This window comes from Streptomyces sp. NPDC001922 (assembly GCF_042891165.1).
GTDB lineage: Bacteria > Actinomycetota > Actinomycetes > Streptomycetales > Streptomycetaceae > Streptomyces.
In genome coordinates this window covers 1-17,216 of the sequence record NZ_JBIASV010000008.1, presented here as the reverse complement: position 1 = coordinate 17,216, position 17,216 = coordinate 1, and the positions used below count along the sequence as shown (strand labels likewise).

Sequence of the window (17,216 nt, the reverse complement as noted above, 5' to 3'; positions counted from 1 at the left end):
TTTCGAACTACTTTGAAACCCCGTGATCACCTGCGGAAACACCGACGGACCGGTCCGCCCTGTGACGCAGATCGCTCGGCCGTCGAACGGAACCCCGGCCCCCGGAACACCGTCTGGCAGGGCATCAACGCCCCACGGGAAGGTTCGATTCGGGATGGACAGGCGCACGCTGCTGGCAGCAGGCACCGGAGCCGCGGCAACCGCCGCCTGGCTCGTGACCGCGGACACCGGCCAGGCGGCCGTGAGCACCACACGGGCGGCGGTGGGCCGGTCCCTGGCCGGCGTCGGACTGGGGTCGGCGGGGCGCCGCGGACCGGCCGACGCCGACTGGGCCGCCCTCGACCGGGGCCTCGGCGGCGGCCTGATACGCCCGGGCGAGGCCCATTGGTCGACCGCCCGCCAGCTCTACAACACCCGCTTCGACACCCTCCGTCCGGCCGCGGTCGCCTACATAGCGAACAACGCCGACGTGGCCGAGTGCCTGGCCTTCGCCCGCCGCCACAAGGTGCCGGTCTCCATACGCAACGGCGGCCACTCCTACGCCGGCTACTCCAGCGGCAACGGCCGGCTCGTCATCGACGTCTCGAAGCTCAACCGGGTCACCTCCGGCAGCACCGCCACCATCGGCGCCGGCGCCAAGCTCATCGACGTCTACAACCGCCTCGGCGCGCACGGCCGCACCGTGCCCGGCGGCTCCTGCCCCACGGTCGGCATCACCGGACTCACCCTCGGCGGCGGCCACGGCGTGGTCTCCCGCGCCTACGGCCTCACCTGCGACAGCCTCGTCGGCGCCACCCTCGTCACCGCCGACGGCCGCACCCTCGAGTGCGACAAGGACCACCACTCCGACCTCTTCTGGGCCCTGCGCGGCGCGGGCAACGGCAACTTCGGCGTCGTCACCGAACTCCGCTTCCGCACCCACAGCACCCCGGACGCCGCCAGCGCCTACCTCAGCTGGCCGTGGTCCAAGGCGGCCAAGGTCATCCGCGCCTGGCAGGAGTGGGGCCCGGGACAGCCGGACGAGATCTGGTCCGCGGCCCACCTCAGCGCCGCCGCGGGCGGCACGCCGCGCATCACCGTCTCGGCCTTCTCCATCGGTTCGTACAGCGGGCTCAAGAACGCCGTCGACCGGCTCATCGACCGAGTGGGCGCCCCGACCACCACGACGTCCGTGCGCCGCCGGGCGTACCGGGACGCGATGAACATGTACGCGGGCTGCGCGGACTACAGCAACGAGCAGTGCCATCTGCCGGGCGCCACCCCGGGCCGCCGCGCCGGCGGCAAGCTCGCCCGCGAGACCTACACCGCCCGCTCGGACTTCTACGACCGCTCGCTCAGCGCCGCGGGCATCCGGGTCCTGATCGACCGGACCGAACGCTTCAGCCGGTCCGGCGGCAGCGGCGCCGGCAGCATCCAGCTCACCGCCCTCGGCGGGGCGATCAACCGCGTCCCGACGGGCGCCACGTCGTTCGTGCACCGCGACTCCCGGGTCCTCGCCCAGTACCTGACCTCGTACCCGGCGAACAGCAGCGGCTCCACCCAGACCGCCTGGCTGGACGACCTGCACGGGGCGATGCGGCGGCACTCCTCGGGCGCGGCGTACCAGAACTACACCGACGCCAAGCTCGGGGACTGGCGCCGGGCCTACTACGGCACGGCCACGGACCGGCTGACGCGGCTGAAGAAGAAGTACGACCCGGAGCGCCTCTTCGACTTCCCGCAGGCGCTCTGACGCTCGGGGGCCCGCGGGGCTCCCCGGGCTCTGTCCGTGGACTCCCGGGCCCGGCCGACGGGGCCCTGCGGCCCCGTTCGCGAAGCCGCTCCGAGACCGTCCAGCACGTGCTCGCACCCCTGTTGACCAGGCGTTACACGATGACGATCAGTCGATGACAAGCGCTCCATAAGATCGTTCACATCAGTCGGCGATCAGCCGGCGCACGACTCAAGGGGGATCACCACTTGCGACGCACCGCTCTGGCACTGTCCACGGTCGCTCTGCTCGGACTGGGTGCGGCCGCGGCCGTCCCGGCCAACGCCGCGGAGCACGCCACCACCGCGCAGGCCGCTCCGGCCTCGGCCGCCTCGGCCGCCGCCTCGAACTACTGGGACGGGCGCAACTGGACGGTCGGTACGAACGGCGCCCGGCTCCGCACCAAGCCGAGCACGAGCGGTTCGGTCAAGGGCCAGCTGTACGAGAACGACGAGATCAAGATCCTGAAGCACGGCAAGAAGTGGGACCACATCAAGCTGACCGCGAAGAGCCGCGGCGGCCTGGCCAAGGGAACGAGCGGCTACATCGCCACCTCCTCCCTGAACATCCCGACCTGCTTCCCGGAGGACATGGGTCCCTGCAACGCCTGGTGACCAGCGCTCCGGCCCGTTAGGAACGTGAACGTCCTCCCGCGGCCCTGAGCGACGACGAAGGTCCCGCCTCCCGGCGTCCGGGAGGCGGGACCTTCGTCGTCGCAGCAGGTGCTGTCGGACCCGGGACGCTGTGCCCCGGAGAAGCGAAGTGGTACCGGGAGGAGCGTCGGTGCTCCCGGGCGCCTGGGCCGTCAGGGCCGTCCGGCGCCTCGGGACGCCTTCCGGGACCGTCGTCGCCCTGCGGGACCGTCGTCGCCTTGCGGGGCGGGACCGTTCCCGTACCCGCCGCGGCTCCCTGCCGGGGCGCGGCGGGGGAGGCCGCGCCGTCAGGCCGCGAGGCCCTTGTCGCCGCCTCCCGGCGCGTGGGGCGCGGACGCGGTGCCGTCCCCGTGCCCCGGTGCCCCGGCCCGTCCCGGGTCCGCCGGACCGGGTGACGCCTGGGAGCCCGTCTGCCCGGACGCCGGCCCCGGCGCCCGTACGAGCCATCCGGCCCGCGGGGTGTCCGCGACCGTCCGGGCCAGCGGCGTCAGCAGGGCCATCGCCGCCGGCGCCAGCAGCAGCACGACCGCGGTGCCGAGCGCGAACCCGCCGATGACGTCCGACGGGTAGTGGACGCCCATGTAGACCCGGCAGAAGCCCTCGAGGAACGCGAGGGCGATGCCCGCCAGCCCGAACGTGCGGTTGGCGACGAAGATGCCCACGCCGAGCGCCATCGCCATCGTGGAGTGATCACTGACGAACGAGAAGTCGGTCTTCCCGTCGACCAGCACCTCCAGGCCCCGGTGGTCCACGAAGGGCCGCGGGCGCTCCACGAACCCCCGGATCGGCACGTTGAGGAGCACCGCGATACCGGCGGCGAGCGGCGCCCAGACCAGCCCGGCCACGCCGGACGGCGCGTCCTCCCGCCGCCTGACGCCCCACCAGCACCAGACCATCAGCAGCGCCATCGCCGCCAGGATCCCGTACTCGCCGGTCCACTCCATGACCCGGTCGAACCAGTGCGGGGCGTCAGCCGCCAGCCCGTTGATGTCGTAGAGGAGGGATACATCGGGGTTCGACCCGGTCGATTCGACTCCAGCCATCAGGCGCGCCCCTTGTCTGTGCTCGATGTGAAACTGCTGAGAACCCGCGGTCTCCTGAAGCTGCGTCCCCCGGAGAAGGGAACGTCAGATCCCCGTGCAGGCGTTCCTCTCTCCACCGAATGATCACGAGGACGTTACCCAAGGGTGACCCATCATCGCAGCTCAGGGGGTGGGCTTCACCCGGAGTACAGCCGAAGGGCACACCGGGCCGCTCACCGGTCGGGCACGACGCAGGGGCACAGCCTTACGCAGAGTCGGCCGAGGGGAGCGCCTTTGCGCCATCCTCCGTGACCCGGGTCGCCCCGAAATAGTCCGGGGTATCGATCTTGTCGAAGCGGATCACGGCCCCGGTGTACGGCGCGTTGATCATGTAGCCGCCGCCGACGTAGAGCCCCACGTGCCGGATGGCGCGCGAGTCGGAGAGGTCGTCCGAGAAGAACACCAGGTCACCCGGGAGCAGCTCGTTCCGGCGCGGGTGCGACCCGGCGTTGTACTGGTCGTTCGCCACCCGCGGCAGCTCGATGCCGACCGACTTGTACGCCGCCTGGGTGAGTCCCGAGCAGTCGAACCGCCCGCCCTGCCCCGCCGTGCCGGTGCCGCCCCACAGATAGGGCGTGCCGAGCTTCTTCTGCGCGTAGTAGATCGCCCCGGCGGCCTGCCGCGACGCGGGGACCCGGGAGACCGGCGCCTCGAAGCTCTTGGAGAGGGTCGTGATGATCTTGACGTAGTTCTGGGTCTCCCGGATCTGCGGCACCCCGCCCGCCTTGAGTACCCGGTACGCCCCGGCGTTGTAGGAGGCCAGCATGTTGGCGGTCCGGTCCCCCGGCACGTTCTTGACGTACCGCGCCAGTTCGCAGTCGTAGGAGGCCGCCGACGGAATGGCGTCCTTGGGGTCCCAGACGTCGCGGTCGCCGTCCCGGTCGCCGTCGATGCCGTGCGTGGCCCACGTCCCGGGGATGAACTGCGCGATGCCCTGCGCCGCGGCATGGCTGCGCGCCTCCGGATTCCAGCCGCTCTCCTGGTACAGCTGCGCGGCGAGCAGCGCCGGGGAGAGGGCGGGGCAGAGGTTCCCCCACTTCTGCACCAGCCCCCGGTACGCCGCCGGTACCGCGCCCTTCGCCAGACCGCCCGCACTGCCGGCGCCGCCGGCGAGGTTCGCCGCCGCCGTGTACGTACCGACCACCAGGAGCCCGAGGAAGGAGAGGCACAGCCCGATCCCCAGTCCGCTCACGACCCAGATTTTCCGCACCCCTCAACCCTCCCCCATCCGGCGCGAGTTCACTGCATCATTGTCGGCCTACGGCCCGTCCGGAACTCGAACCCGCGTCCCCCGCACGGCCCGACGGTCCGGACCGGCGCACGGCAGCACCCACGACACGGCCCGGCCACCCCGGACGAGCGCCACACGTGTCCGAAAAGGCTCGCACAGCGCCTTGCATGGGACTGCCCGCGGCCCGCGGCGGACGCCGCCTCCGGTGGCGGATCAAGCCGTTGCGCCGTGGCGGAGCCGGTGGACGCCCGGCGCCTACGGCACCGTGAACCCGCTGCACGCGATGCTGGCGTACTTCTTCGGCTCCCGGACATGCTGGAACGTCACCGTCCAGTCCCCCGGGTCGTTCGCCAGGGGAATGGCGTCGCTGTAGGGCTTGCCGCGGACGAACTGCCGGAAGTCGTCCGGATAGGTCAGGTCCACGAACTCCGAGGCGTCCCCTGCGAACACGTCGACCGGCTTGCTGGTGTACCCCAGATCGAGATTCTGCTGCTCCAGCCCCTCGTACGGCTTGCCCGTGTCCCTGTCGATCTCGTGCGGAGGCTTGACCGCCACGGACACGTAGTACGGCTTCCCCAGGGACGGATCGGGGAACTTGAGACGGAACGAGATCTTTCCCTTGTCCGAGACGGTCTCGGCCTCCGGGTCGTCCGCGTCCGCGATCGACATCTGAAAGTGCTCGTTCCGTTCCTGCGCCGGCAGATTGCACGTGCCGGCCCCGGGCACCGGGCTGTCCGCCGCCGGTGTCCAGTAGTCGCGGGACGGCTCGATCGTCTCGATGTAGGCCGGGGCCTTCGCCGTCCCGGTCCCGCCTTCCTTGCCCGGTGACGCGCTGCCGGACGGTGCGGCCGGATCCTTCGCGTTCCCGTCCGCCGGAGCCGCGCCCGCCCTGCCGCCCCGCTCCCCGTCACTGCCCGAACCGTCCGGGAGCAGCCGGATCACCGCCGCGGCCGTCAGTCCGAGCGCGGCCAGCACCCCCACGGCGACCAGCCACCGGGTGCGCCGTGACCGTGCGGACGGCGGGCCGGACGGTGCGGTCTGCGCCATCGGCGCGAGCGTCGGAACGTACCCGTGCCCCGGCGGCACCAGCCCGGCGGCCATCGCCGTCTCCAGATCGTGCGGCGCGGCCGCGGCGCCGTCCGGCGGTGCCGCCACCGGCTGGTAGCAGGGGTCGTCGGCGAGCGACGACGTCACCGCGCACCGCTCGATGATCCCGGACGGATCCGGGCGGTCGGACGGATCTCGGGCCACACACGCCCTGATGAGCTCCGCCAGCCCCGGCTCCACCCCGTCGAGATCGATCTCGCCGTGCACCACCCGGTAGGTGACCGACTCCATCGACCCCTCGCCGTACGGCCGCCGCCCGGTGGCCGCCACGGCCATCGTGGCCCCCAGCGCGAACACATCGGCCGCGCCGCTCACCCGGTTGTGCGTGATCACCTCGGGGGCGGTGTAGCCGGGCGTGCCCGGGGCCTGTCCGACCTGGGTGAGCGCGGTCTGCTCGGCGCCGCGCGCGATACCGAAGTCGATCAACTGCGGTCCGACAGGCGACAGGATGATGTTGTGCGGCTTCAGATCCCGGTGCGTCACCCCGTGCGTGTGCACGTCCGCCAGCGCCTCGGCGAGCGCCGCGAACAGCCGGAAGCAGGTGTCGGCGGGGAACGGCCCACGACTGCCGACCGCCTGGACCAGCGTCGGCCCGGGCACGTACTCGGTCGCCAGCCAGTACGGGGCGGACTCCAGCGACGCGTCGACCAGGTTCGCGGTGTACGCGCTCCGCACGGCCCGCAGCGTCTCCACCTCCCGCCGGAACCGGAGCAACGCCTCGGGGGAGTCGGCGAAGTCGTCCCGGATGACCTTGATGGCCACCTGCCGCCCGCCGGGCGACCTGGCCAGAAACACCTGCCCCATGCCGCCGGCCCCCAGCCGGGCGAGGAGGGTGTGCGGGCCTATCCGTGAGGGGTCCTGAGAGCGCAGAGCTTCCACGGCACCAGACTCTGTCACAACCGGCGTCCCGCCCGGCCGCCCATGGATGACGTGTGATCACATACGGTGCCGCCGCGGACCGTTCCGTCCCTCGCACCGCCCGTCGGCGGCCCGGCGGGCGCCGGACCGGGCCCCGGAACGAAGCACACCGCCCTCGGGCAGAGGCAGGGCGGCGCTCGGAGGGGCGGCACGGGGCACGGAAGGGCGGTGCGGTGCGCGGGAGGCGCGGCGCGACCCGACGCGACGCCCACGACGGGAGGCCGGAGGACACCGTCCGCCCCGATGCGCCCCGCCCCCTCCCGGGCGTTCCGCTTCCCCTCCGCCCCTGCCCTGCTTCCCTCCACTCCCCCACCGTCAACCGGCGTTGCCCGGCGTCACACCGCGTGATACACACAGTGACAGCGGGTTCCGCAACAGCCGCGACGACGCCCGTCCCGGACCCGTGACCGGCAACACGCACGAGATCCGCCAAAATTGGCCGCCAAGTCGACATGCGAGAGCGGCATCTTCGGCGAAGATAGAGGCTGACCCGTGCCGCGCGGCAGGGCGGCATACAACTACCCAATAGGGGCGGTGAGTTTCACAATGTTCCTGGCAGCCGACAAGGGCGACATCACCACCATCATCGGCGGCATCGCCCCGGACTGGGGACCGTTCGGGAGCCTGGGCAACGAGGCGCGCGTCATGGTCGAGGTCGTGATGGCGGTGGCGATCCTGCTCTGCCTCGGCATCGCCATCTGGGGCGCGGCCAAGCAGCGGATCGGCGCCACGGCCCTGCGCGACACCTTCAGCGCCGAACAGGGCAAGGGCCTGATCGTCGCCGGGCTGACCGGCGTCTTCATCATCGGCTCCCTCGGCACGCTGTTCACCATCGTCTACGGCATGGCGGTCTAGCGGCCCGTCCCCATCCGCTCAGGCCACGGGTCGTCCACCCCTCCGCCCCCGCGAGGGCGGAGGCGGTCGGAACCCCCTCCCGCCCCGTCCCACCTGTCCGTCGTGCCCACCGGCTGAGGTTGCGTCCCCTTGATGTCGTGTCACCACTCCGCGCCCACCCACGAACCAGCGCGTCTACCGTCGTCCTGCGGCCGCTGCGACTATGCATACGGCAAGGCATCGACGGAGGCTGAGTTCGAGGGGGCACGCCCAGCATGAGTCTCGGTGACGACGGATACGGCACCGGCTACCCGGACGACGGCCCGGGCGCCGGCCGCCAGACCCGGACCCGCCTCCCGGAACGGGCGGGCGGCGACGGGTACGACGACGGCCGACGCTCCCGTACCGCCGCACGGCCCTCGAAGGGCATGATCACCGTCGTGGGCGTGGTCGTCCTGCTGATCGCCGCGATCGCCTTCGCCAACCGGGGCGGCGGCAAGGAGGAGTCGAGCGGGAGAGCCGGGGGCAGTGACGCCCAGCCGCAACCGACGTCCCCGACGGGCGAGAAGCCGGTGACGGGCTCGCAGGGCGGCATCGCCTCGGGCTTCCCGAAGACGAAGCAGGGGGCACAGAGCGCGGCGGCGAACTATGCGGTGGCGCTTGTCTCCTCCGACATCCTCAAACCCGACCGGCGGCCCGGCATCATCCGGCAGCTGTTCGTCAGCGACAAAGTCGACGAGTTGGACGCGAAGTTCGACAAGGCCTACTCCAAAGCGTTCCTTGACAAGCTCGGGCTGGATGCCGAGGGCAACCCCGAAGAGGGCATGACCTACGTCTCCCGGACCGCCCCTGTGGGCACCAGGACGAACGATTACGACAACACCCGCGCCGAAGTGGATGTCTGGTGCACCGGCGCCTTCGGTACAGCCGGAGTGAAGTCCACCAACCCGGTGGCGAATGACTGGTTCACCATGACCGTCGACCTGCGCTGGTCCGACGGGGACTGGAAGATCGAAAGCTTCTCTCAGCAGGAAGGCCCGGCCCCTGTGAACACCGACCGCCGCGCCTCCAACGCCGATGAGATCGCCAAGGCAGTCAAGGAGTACGGAGGCTTCACCTATGCCCGGTAAGCCCCAGCGCCGCGCGTTCACCCTCTCCGCGGCCATCGCCACCGTCCAGACAGCTGCCGTGTTGCTCGCAACCCGCGCAGTGGCGGCGCCCACTCCGAACCCGTCACCGTCGCCCAAGGACAACTGCGACCTCATCGTCGGCCCCGCCAAGGAATACTGCGAACGCGGCGACAGCGCCCCCAGCAAAGCCGGCCAAGGCCCCGGCGACCCCCTCAGCGACAGCCCCCTCGACCCCCTCTCCTCCCTCGCCAAGGGCTGCGCCGACGCCGCCGCCTGGATCGTGCGGAAGCTCTCCAAGGCTGTCAGCGAGACCACCGAAGTCGACTTCACCAACACCGCCTTCCTCCGCCAGTACGCCGTCGTCTTCGCCGCCTCCACCATCCTCACCCTCCTCCTCTGGCTGCTCGCCGTCGCCAAGCGCGCCATCCGCGGCGTCCCGTTCACCGAGGCGATCACCGAGGCCGTCGGCTTCCTCTGGCTCACCGTCCTCGCCTCGGCCTTCACCCCGCTGATCCTCTATACGGTCGTCTCCGCGACCGACAGCGTCACCGAGGTCATCGCCGCCGGCACGGGCTCGCAGACCGAGACCTACTTCGGCTCGTTCGCCGAGGCCCTGAAGAAGGGCGACGACATCGGCGGCGGTCCGATCATGCTGATCGTCGTCAGCCTCGTCTCGGTCCTGGCCGCCGGCGTCCTCTGGCTGGAACTGGTCATCCGGGCCGCGCTGCTCTACGCCGGCGCGCTCCTCGGAACGGCCGTCTACGCGGGCCTCGTCGACAAGAACATGTGGGGCCACGTCCGCCGCTGGGCCGGGATCATGATCGCGGTGATCCTCGTCAAGCCCGTGATCATCATCGTGCTCGGCCTCGCCGGGGCGCTCTCCGCCTCCGACGACGGCCCCGACGCCTTCTCCGCGGTCGTCTCCGGCCTCGCCATCATCCTGCTCGCCATCTTCGCCAGCGCCATGATCTACCGCTTCGTGCCCGGCTTCGGCGACGAGATCGCCGGCGCCCGCAGCAACCGCAAGGCCGCCACCGACGGCAGCCAGGCGGCGGCGGTCATCTCCTCCCCGGCCGCCCTGGTGAAGCAGGGCATCAAGACGCACAGCAGCCGCGGTGGCGGCGCCAACGACCGGCCGTCCACCGCGCCCGCCGCGGCCGGCGGCGTCTCCGGCGGCGTCGCGGCCCACAGCTCCCGCGGCGGCTCCGCCCCCGTCCGCACCTCCGGCGGCGGCAACGCCCCCGCCTCCTCCGCCCCCGCACCCCGTACGCACGACCGCGGCACCGGTGCCGGGGCGGGCAACAACAGCACATCCTCTGGAGGTGAGCGGCGTTGACGACCCAGTCCCAGCCGATCGCGCCCCGCCGTACGTATCTCATCGGCCGCGCCCGGCCCAACGCGATCGTCGGCAAGAACCGGGAGACCGGCGAGATCGCCCTGATCATCGCGGGCGCGTTCATCGGCATGATGTGCGGGCTGCTCGTCCCCGTCCTGCCGCTGCGCATCGCCACCCTCACCGGCTTCCCGGCGATCGCCCTCGCCGCCGTGTACGTGCCGTACAAGCACCGCACGTTCTACAAGTGGTTCGAGATCAACCGCTCCTACAAGCGCTCGCTGCGCAAGGGCGCCACCTACCGATCCACCGCGACCGAGGCCGGCACCCGGCTCGACGGCCGGGAGGTCGAGGTCGGCCCACCGCCGGGCATCGGCCGGATCAACTGGCTCTCCGCCCCCTTCGGCCCCGACGAGATCGCGGTCCTGCTCCACGCCGACCGGCGCACCGTCACCGCCGCCATCGAGATCGAGGGCCCCGGCGTCGGGCTGCGCGACAGCGAGGACCAGGAGGCCCTCGTCGACCGGTTCGGGACGCTGCTCAAGCACGTGGCCAACGGCGACGGGTTCGTCACCCGGCTGCAGATGCTGGCCCGCACCCTCCCGGCCGACCCGGACGCCCACGCCAAGGACGTGGAGCGCCGCGGGGACTCCCGGTCGCCGGGCTGGCTCCGGGACTCCTACGACCAGCTCCAGTCGATGGTGTCCACCTCCTCCGAGCAGCACCGCGCCTACCTGGTCGCCTGCATGCACTACACCCGCGAACTGGCCGCCGAGGCCCACGCCATGGCCCGCGCCACCCACCGCGGCCGCGGCCGCCTCGACAAGGACGCCGGCCTGGCCGTCGTCATGGCCCGCGAGCTGACCGACATCTGCGCCCGGCTCACCGAGGCCGACATCCGGGTCCGCCAGCCCCTCGGACAGGGCCGGCTCGCCTCCCTGGTCCACTCGATGTACGACCCGGACCACCCGATCGACCACATCCAGGCGATGACCAAGCGCAACGCCTGGCCGGCCGAGCTCGACGCCCGGGAGGCCACCTACCTCCAGGCCAAGACCCGGGAGTCCGGCACCCGCGCCCCCTGGTGCCACGCCACGGCCTGGGTGAAGGAGTGGCCGATGACCCCGGTCGGGGTCAACTTCCTGGCCCCGCTGCTCGTTCACACCCCGGACGTCATCCGGACCGTCGCGGTCTGCATGGACCTGGAGCCGACCGAGATCGCCATCGAACGGATGCTGACCGAGAAGACCAACGACGAGGCCGAGGCCTCCCGCGCCGCCAAGATGAACCGCACCGTCGACCCCCGGGACATCGCCGCCCACGGCCGCCTCGACCAGCGCGGCGAGGACCTGGCGAGCGGCGCGGCGGGCGTGAACCTCGTCGGCTACCTCACCGTCTCCTCCCGCAACCCCGAGGCCCTGGCCCGCGACAAGCGGACCATCCGCGCCTCGGCGGGCAAGTCCTATCTCAAGCTGGAGTGGTGCGACCGCGAACACCACCGGGCCTTTGTGAACACGCTGCCCTTCGCGACCGGTATCCGACGATAGGGGCTCCGCCGTGCTCGATCCGCTGACCGCCGTCACCGAGGCGTTCACCAGCTTCCTCTTCGGGAAGGTGGAGACGACCCGGCTGCCGGTCCGTACCTCCACGGGCCAGGCACAGGCCGTCTATCTGCCCACCGCCGCCCCCGGCCTCGGCGACTCCGGAGTGATCATCGGGCGCGAGGTGTACTCGGGCAAGGGCTACATCTACGACCCGTTCCAGCTCTACGGCCAGCAGCTCCCCGCCCCGCACTGGCTGGTGCTCGGCGAGTCCGGCAACGGCAAGTCGGCGCTGGAGAAGACCTACGTCCTGCGCCAGCTGCGGTTCCGCGACCGGCAGGTCGTGGTGCTGGACGCCCAGGGCGAGGACGGCGTCGGCGAGTGGAACCTCATCGCCGAGGAACTCGGCATCACCCCCATCCGGCTCGACCCGGTGGCGGCCCTGGACGGCGGGATCCGGCTCAACCCCCTCGACCCGTCGATCACCACCACCGGCCAGCTCGCCCTGCTCCGCACGATCATCGAAGTCGCCCTGGGCCACGGCCTCGACGAGCGGTCCGGCTTCGCGCTGAAGGTCGCGCACGCCTACGTCAACGAGACCATCACCGACCGGCAGCCCGTCCTCACCGACATCGTCGAACAGCTCCGCCACCCCGAACCGGATTCGGCGGAGGCGATGAACGTCGAGCTGGACGACGTACGGGCCTGGGGCCTGGACGTCGCCCTGGTGCTGGACCGGCTGGTCGACGGTGACCTCCGGGGCATGTTCGACGGCCCGACGACCGTCGGCATCGACCTCGACGCCCCGCTCATCGTCTTCGACCTGTCGCACATCGACCGCAACTCCATCGCCATGCCGATCCTGATGGCGATCGTGGGCGTCTGGCTGGAGCACACCTGGATCCGCCCCGACCGCAAGAAGCGGATCTTCCTGGTCGAAGAGGCCTGGCACATCATCAACTCGCCCTTCGTGGCGCAGCTGTTCCAGCGGCTGCTGAAGTTCGGCCGCCGGCTCGGCCTGTCGTTCGTCGCCGTCGTCCACCACCTCTCCGACGTGGTCGACGGAGCCGCGGCCCGGGAAGCCGCGGCCATCCTCAAAATGGCCTCGACCCGCACCATCTACGCCCAGAAGGCCGACGAGGCACGGGCCACCGGACGGGTGCTCGGCCTCCCCCGATGGGCCGTGGAGATCATTCCGACCCTCACCCCGGGCATCGCGGTCTGGGACGTCAACGGCAACGTCCAGGTCGTGAAACACCTGATCACCGAGGCGGAACGGCCGCTGGTCTACACCGACCGCGCGATGACCGAGTCCTCCATGAGCCAGGAGACCCTGGCCGTGGAACAAGCCGCCGAAGCGGAGGCGGAGGAGCGCGCGGCGAAGGCCATGGAGGAACGGCTCGCGGACGAGTCGACGGTGGCCTGACGTGACGACGTCCGCCACGGGAGGCAGTCAGGACGGGCGGCCGCAGCGCGGCATCCCCGACGGTCTGCTCGTCGGGGTCCTCGGCTTCCTGCTCGGCCTGACCCTGCTGGTGTGGACGGCCACCGGCCTGGCCGCGCTGTTCACCCACGGGGCTTGGCCGGACGGAGTCGCCTTCACCCGCACCCCGTTGGCGATGCGCCACCTGGTGGCCGAACCGCACGACCTGGCGGCGGCCTGGCCCGGCGCCCGGCCGGACCGCCTCTCGGGGTACGGGCTGTTCTGGGGCATCCTCATCAGCGAACTGATGGTGCTGTTCGTACTGGCGGTCTTCGTCATCGGCGTACTGACCCGCTGGAAGGCCGTACGCACCGCCGCCCGCCACGACCGGGACGCCGCGGAAGCCACTCGGGGTCCCGGCTCCCCGGCCCCCGCACCGACGACCGCGCCGGCTTCCACGCAGGGCGCCACCGGACCGTACGGGCCGAAGGCCGGCGGCCAGGGACCGACCGAGCACCGACCCGACGGAGCACCCGCCTCCTGGGCACCACCGGTCGACCCGGATCCGGCAGCCCCCTACCCGGGCGCCCGGCCGGCCGCTCCCGGTCCCGCACCCACCGCGCCTGCCGGTTCCACCGCACCCGGCACACCGGCCGGCCGCCCCGGACCGGCCCTCACCACCGCCCCCGGGCACGCCTTCCCGCCCGACACCCAGCACACCTTCGCCCCCGACACGGGAACACTCGGCACGGGAGCACTGGGCACCGGAGCATCGGGCACCCCGGTCCCCGGCACCGACGACGGCCCCCAGCGCCGCCCCACCGTCACCACGGGCACCGACGGCCACCACGGAACCCATCGCCCCACCGACGGCACCGCAGCAGCCGACGCCGTCCCAGGCATGCCCTCAGCCGACCTCCCCACGCCCCACAGGGAGGCCACGCCCGCCCCCGGGACTCCCGCGGCGGGCCACCCCGGCGCGGGCGCCCACGGCCGGTCCGCGGCCCCCGGGTACGCGACCACCGCACCTCCCCCGCAGCCCGCCACGGCTCCCCGCTCCCCGGCCGGCCTCCCGGACGCGGCCACCGAAGCCGTTGCCACGCCGCAGACAGCGGCAGCAGCCGCCTCCCCCGCCCGACAGCAGCTCACCGGGGTGCACTTCACCGGCCTCCGCCGCGGCCCGGACCCCGCCGTGCAGGCGGTCCTCGACGCCGACGGACCCGTGCTCGTCACCACCTCGGACCCCGCGGTGTGGTCCCGGACCAAGGACACCCGCGCCAAGCTCGGCCCGACCCACCTCTACGACCCGAGCCACCTCCTCGACACCCCGTCCCGGCTCCGCTGGTCCCCGACCGCGGGGTGCGAGTCCCGCGACGTCGCAGCCGCCCGCGCAACGGCGCTCCTCGCCCCCGTCCGGCCGCCGCACGCCCTCGACTCGGCCATGGCGGACGCCGCCGCGACGCTGCTCCGCTGCTGGCTGCACGCCGCGGCGGTGGACGGCAAACCGTTCCGCCAGGTGCACCGCTGGGCCTCCGGCGCCGCCGCGCACGAGCCCGTCCGCATCCTCCGCACGAACTCCCGGGCCGCCTCCGGCTCCGCCGGAGAACTGGAGGCCACCCTCACCGGCCACCCCGAACGCCGCGACATCGCCCAGCAGCTGACGGCCCGTGCCCTCTCCGCGCTCTCCTCGATCCACATCCGTGACGCCTGCAACCCCAAGCGCGCCGATTCCCTGGCGCTGGAGTCATTCGTCGCCGAAGGGGGAACGCTCTACGTGGTGGGCGAAGCCATCGAGGACCCACGGACCCACCCGGGTGCGATGCCCCTGCTGACCGCACTCGTCTCCAGCGTGGTCGAGCACGGCCGCCGCATGGCCGAACGGTCATCCGCCGGCCGGCTCGACCCACCACTCACCCTGGTCCTCGACGACGTCGCCGCCGTGGCCCCGCTCCCCCAGCTCCCGGAACTGCTCGCCGAGGGCCCGGCGCTGGGCCTCCGCACCCTGGCGCTGCTGCGCTCCGAGGAACAGGCCCGCGCCCGCTGGCCCCACCGCAGCCTGGCACGCTGACCGCCGGCCGGCCCCCCACCGGGCCCACCACGGTCTCCGGTGCACCCCGGGACCTCTCGCCCGGGGGCCGGCCTCCACGGGGGACCAGGCGTCCGCTCAGGGAACAGTCCTCAGGGCCGGAGCAGCACCATCTCGTGCTCCGTCTCCTCCGGAAGCGGCGGAAAGGCCATGGTCGCGCCCGTCCTGACGAACCCCAGCCGACGGTAGAAGGCCTGGGCCCGCGCATTGTCGCCGTGCACCCAGAGCCGCACCCGTTCGGCCTTGGTGTGCTCCCACGCCCACGTGGTGGCCCCGCGGAACAGCTGCTCGGCCACGCCCGTCCCCCGGTGTCCCGGGCGCACATAGACGCTCACCACATGGACCTGCGGCGGCGCACCCCCGTCGGCCGGCTCCTCGCCGTCCGCGGTCATCGACGGGCCCGTCTCGTCGAGGAGTACGAGCATCGCGACCCAGGTGCCGTCCGGACCGCTCGCGATCATGCTGGTGGCCTCACCGCCCTCGGCGATGGGGGTGGCCCGGCCCCGCCAGAAGGCGTCGGACCGCACGGCCTGGTGCTCGAAGGTGTCGACGAACGCGACGCGCGCCACCGGATCGCGCAGCGCCGCAAGCCGCAGCTCCTTCAGCTCGGCCCAGTCCTCGGCCCCTACGGTGCGGATCTCGTAGCCCATGCCCCGATGCTCGCACGAGCACCCGCCGCGGGTTCGGCGCTTGCGGCCGACGCCGCACCGGAGTTCGCCCCAGCGGGCCACAGCGGACGCGTCACTCCTGGCAAAGGCCCCCCTCTTCCCAGCACTCCGCAGGGAACGGACGAGGCGCCACCGTCACTCAACACAGCCCACTCCACCGGTCATTGACCGGCCGCCGAGCCGGTTCTAGCCTCCACGGCACAAGCGCAGACCGTTCCCGGGCTGCCGGAGAGGACTGGTGCACTCCGTGGCCGACCGCCGCCCCGTGGCAGTGATCTCGATGGGAGCCGATGCGGCTACCACGGCTCTCCCCTCCGACCTGCGTCACCGGCTCGCGGCCACGGTCGAGCTGGAACCCGACCTGATCGCACCGGATCCCCCCGCGCCCTACGCCCCGGACGCGCTGGCCCGGACCGAAATCCTGCTGACCGGCTGGGGGTCACCACCGCTGGACGCCACGGCCCTCGACCGGGCGCCCCGGCTGCGGGCCGTCGTCCACGCGGCCGGCTCGGTCAAGCAGCATCTCTCCCCCGAGGTGTGGGAGCGCGGCATCACGGTCTCCTCCGCGGCCGACGCCAACGCCGCCCCGGTGGCGGACTTCACCTGCGCCGCGATCACCCTCGCGGCGAAGCGTGCCCTGTCCTCGGCCGCCCGGTACGCGACGGGCCGGCCGGGTCTCCCGGACCGGCAGGGGGCGGACGGCCGCACCGTCGGCATCATCGGTGCCTCCCGCATCGGTCGTCGCGTCATCGCCCGACTGGCGGCGCACGACGCGGAGTTCCGCATCCTGCTCACCGACCCGTACCTCACCACAGCGGACGCACACGCACTGGGCACGGAGCTCGTTCCCCTCGACGAACTCTGCCGCCGCAGCAGCATCGTCAGTATCCACGCACCCCAACTCCCGGAAACGCACCGGCTGCTGAACGCCCACCGGCTCTCGCTGATCCCGGACGGCGGCACGGTCGTCAACACCGCCCGCGGTTCCCTGGTCGACACCGAGGCGTTGACCCTGGAGTGCGCCACGGGCCGGCTCGACGCCTGCCTCGACGTCACCGACCCCGAACCCCTCCCGGCCGGCCACCCGTTGCTCTCCCTGCGGAATGTGCTGGTCACTCCCCATATCGCGGGCGCTCAGGGCAGCGAGGTCCGTCGGCTGGGCGCATACGCGGTGGCCGAGGTCGAGCGCGTGGTCCACGGCCGCCCCCTGCTGGGCCGTGTGACGGCAGCGGACCTGCCCCGTATGGCGTGAACGAACATCGAAGACCAAGGACCCCATGTGCCTGGACACCGTGGCCGATTGCGGGTGTTGGGGCGGGATCCGGCCCCGGGACACCGGGGGCCGGTCCCGGGCGTGCGGGGAAATTGGTCCGGAAATGACTCAACCCCCGGGCACCTGCCCGGGGGTTGAGTCTCAATGATTGTTCGGCGGCGTCCTACTCTCCCACAGGGTCCCCCCT

General features: G+C 72.3%; 13 protein-coding genes. 9 read left to right on the top strand and 4 right to left on the bottom strand.

The window, feature by feature from the left end; genetic code table 11:
• Positions 1-154: 154 nt before the first annotated feature.
• Positions 155-1,732, top strand: a complete 1,578-nt coding sequence (locus ACFYYR_RS15895; protein WP_388852609.1) for an FAD-binding oxidoreductase — start codon at positions 155-157, stop codon at positions 1,730-1,732.
• Between the two features lie 227 nt (positions 1,733-1,959).
• Positions 1,960-2,364, top strand: coding sequence for an SH3 domain-containing protein (locus ACFYYR_RS15890; protein WP_388852606.1), 405 nt, complete (start codon positions 1,960-1,962; stop codon positions 2,362-2,364).
• Positions 2,365-2,690: 326 nt separating this feature from the next.
• Here the strand turns inward: ACFYYR_RS15890 and ACFYYR_RS15885 are convergent, their stop codons facing one another.
• From ACFYYR_RS15885 to ACFYYR_RS15875, 3 genes are all read right to left on the bottom strand, one after another.
• On the bottom strand, positions 2,691-3,446 hold the full coding sequence (locus ACFYYR_RS15885; RefSeq protein WP_388852603.1) for a phosphatase PAP2 family protein: 756 nt from the start codon (positions 3,444-3,446) through the stop codon (positions 2,691-2,693).
• Positions 3,447-3,690: 244 nt separating this feature from the next.
• Entirely contained in the window at positions 3,691-4,695 is a 1,005-nt protein-coding gene (locus tag ACFYYR_RS15880; protein ID WP_388852600.1) for an NlpC/P60 family protein, read from the bottom strand.
• Between the two features lie 276 nt (positions 4,696-4,971).
• Complete coding sequence (locus ACFYYR_RS15875; RefSeq protein ID WP_388852596.1) at positions 4,972-6,702, bottom strand: serine/threonine-protein kinase; 1,731 nt, start codon at positions 6,700-6,702, stop codon at positions 4,972-4,974.
• Positions 6,703-7,287: 585 nt separating this feature from the next.
• On the opposite strand from ACFYYR_RS15875, the gene ACFYYR_RS15870 reads away from it, so the two are divergent.
• The 6 genes from ACFYYR_RS15870 (at position 7,288) to ACFYYR_RS15845 (ending at position 15,070) form a co-directional block, all read left to right on the top strand.
• Entirely contained in the window at positions 7,288-7,596 is a 309-nt protein-coding gene (locus ACFYYR_RS15870) for a hypothetical protein (RefSeq protein ID WP_070019030.1), read from the top strand.
• Between the two features lie 254 nt (positions 7,597-7,850).
• Complete coding sequence (locus ACFYYR_RS15865; RefSeq protein ID WP_388852593.1) at positions 7,851-8,705, top strand: hypothetical protein; 855 nt, start codon at positions 7,851-7,853, stop codon at positions 8,703-8,705.
• Positions 8,695-10,041, top strand: a complete 1,347-nt coding sequence (locus tag ACFYYR_RS15860) for a hypothetical protein (RefSeq protein ID WP_388852590.1) — start codon at positions 8,695-8,697, stop codon at positions 10,039-10,041. The genes ACFYYR_RS15865 and ACFYYR_RS15860 overlap by 11 nt, the downstream gene beginning before the upstream one ends.
• On the top strand, positions 10,038-11,585 hold the full coding sequence (locus ACFYYR_RS15855; RefSeq protein ID WP_388852587.1) for an SCO6880 family protein: 1,548 nt from the start codon (positions 10,038-10,040) through the stop codon (positions 11,583-11,585). The genes ACFYYR_RS15860 and ACFYYR_RS15855 overlap by 4 nt, the downstream gene beginning before the upstream one ends.
• 10 nt (positions 11,586-11,595) lie before the next feature.
• The gene (locus ACFYYR_RS15850; RefSeq protein WP_388852584.1) at positions 11,596-13,005 is read left to right on the top strand and encodes an ATP-binding protein; all 1,410 of its coding nucleotides are present in this window, start codon (positions 11,596-11,598) and stop codon (positions 13,003-13,005) included.
• Between the two features lies 1 nt (position 13,006).
• The gene (locus ACFYYR_RS15845; protein WP_388852581.1) at positions 13,007-15,070 is read left to right on the top strand and encodes a hypothetical protein; all 2,064 of its coding nucleotides are present in this window, start codon (positions 13,007-13,009) and stop codon (positions 15,068-15,070) included.
• A gap of 110 nt (positions 15,071-15,180) precedes the next feature.
• Here ACFYYR_RS15845 and ACFYYR_RS15840 read toward each other — a convergent pair whose 3' ends face one another.
• The gene (locus tag ACFYYR_RS15840) at positions 15,181-15,738 is read right to left on the bottom strand and encodes a GNAT family N-acetyltransferase (RefSeq protein WP_388852578.1); all 558 of its coding nucleotides are present in this window, start codon (positions 15,736-15,738) and stop codon (positions 15,181-15,183) included.
• 298 nt (positions 15,739-16,036) lie between these two features.
• Here ACFYYR_RS15840 and ACFYYR_RS15835 point away from each other — a divergent pair, with 298 nt between their 5' ends.
• Entirely contained in the window at positions 16,037-17,008 is a 972-nt protein-coding gene (locus ACFYYR_RS15835; protein WP_388853508.1) for a hydroxyacid dehydrogenase, read from the top strand.
• Positions 17,009-17,216: the final 208 nt, after the last annotated feature.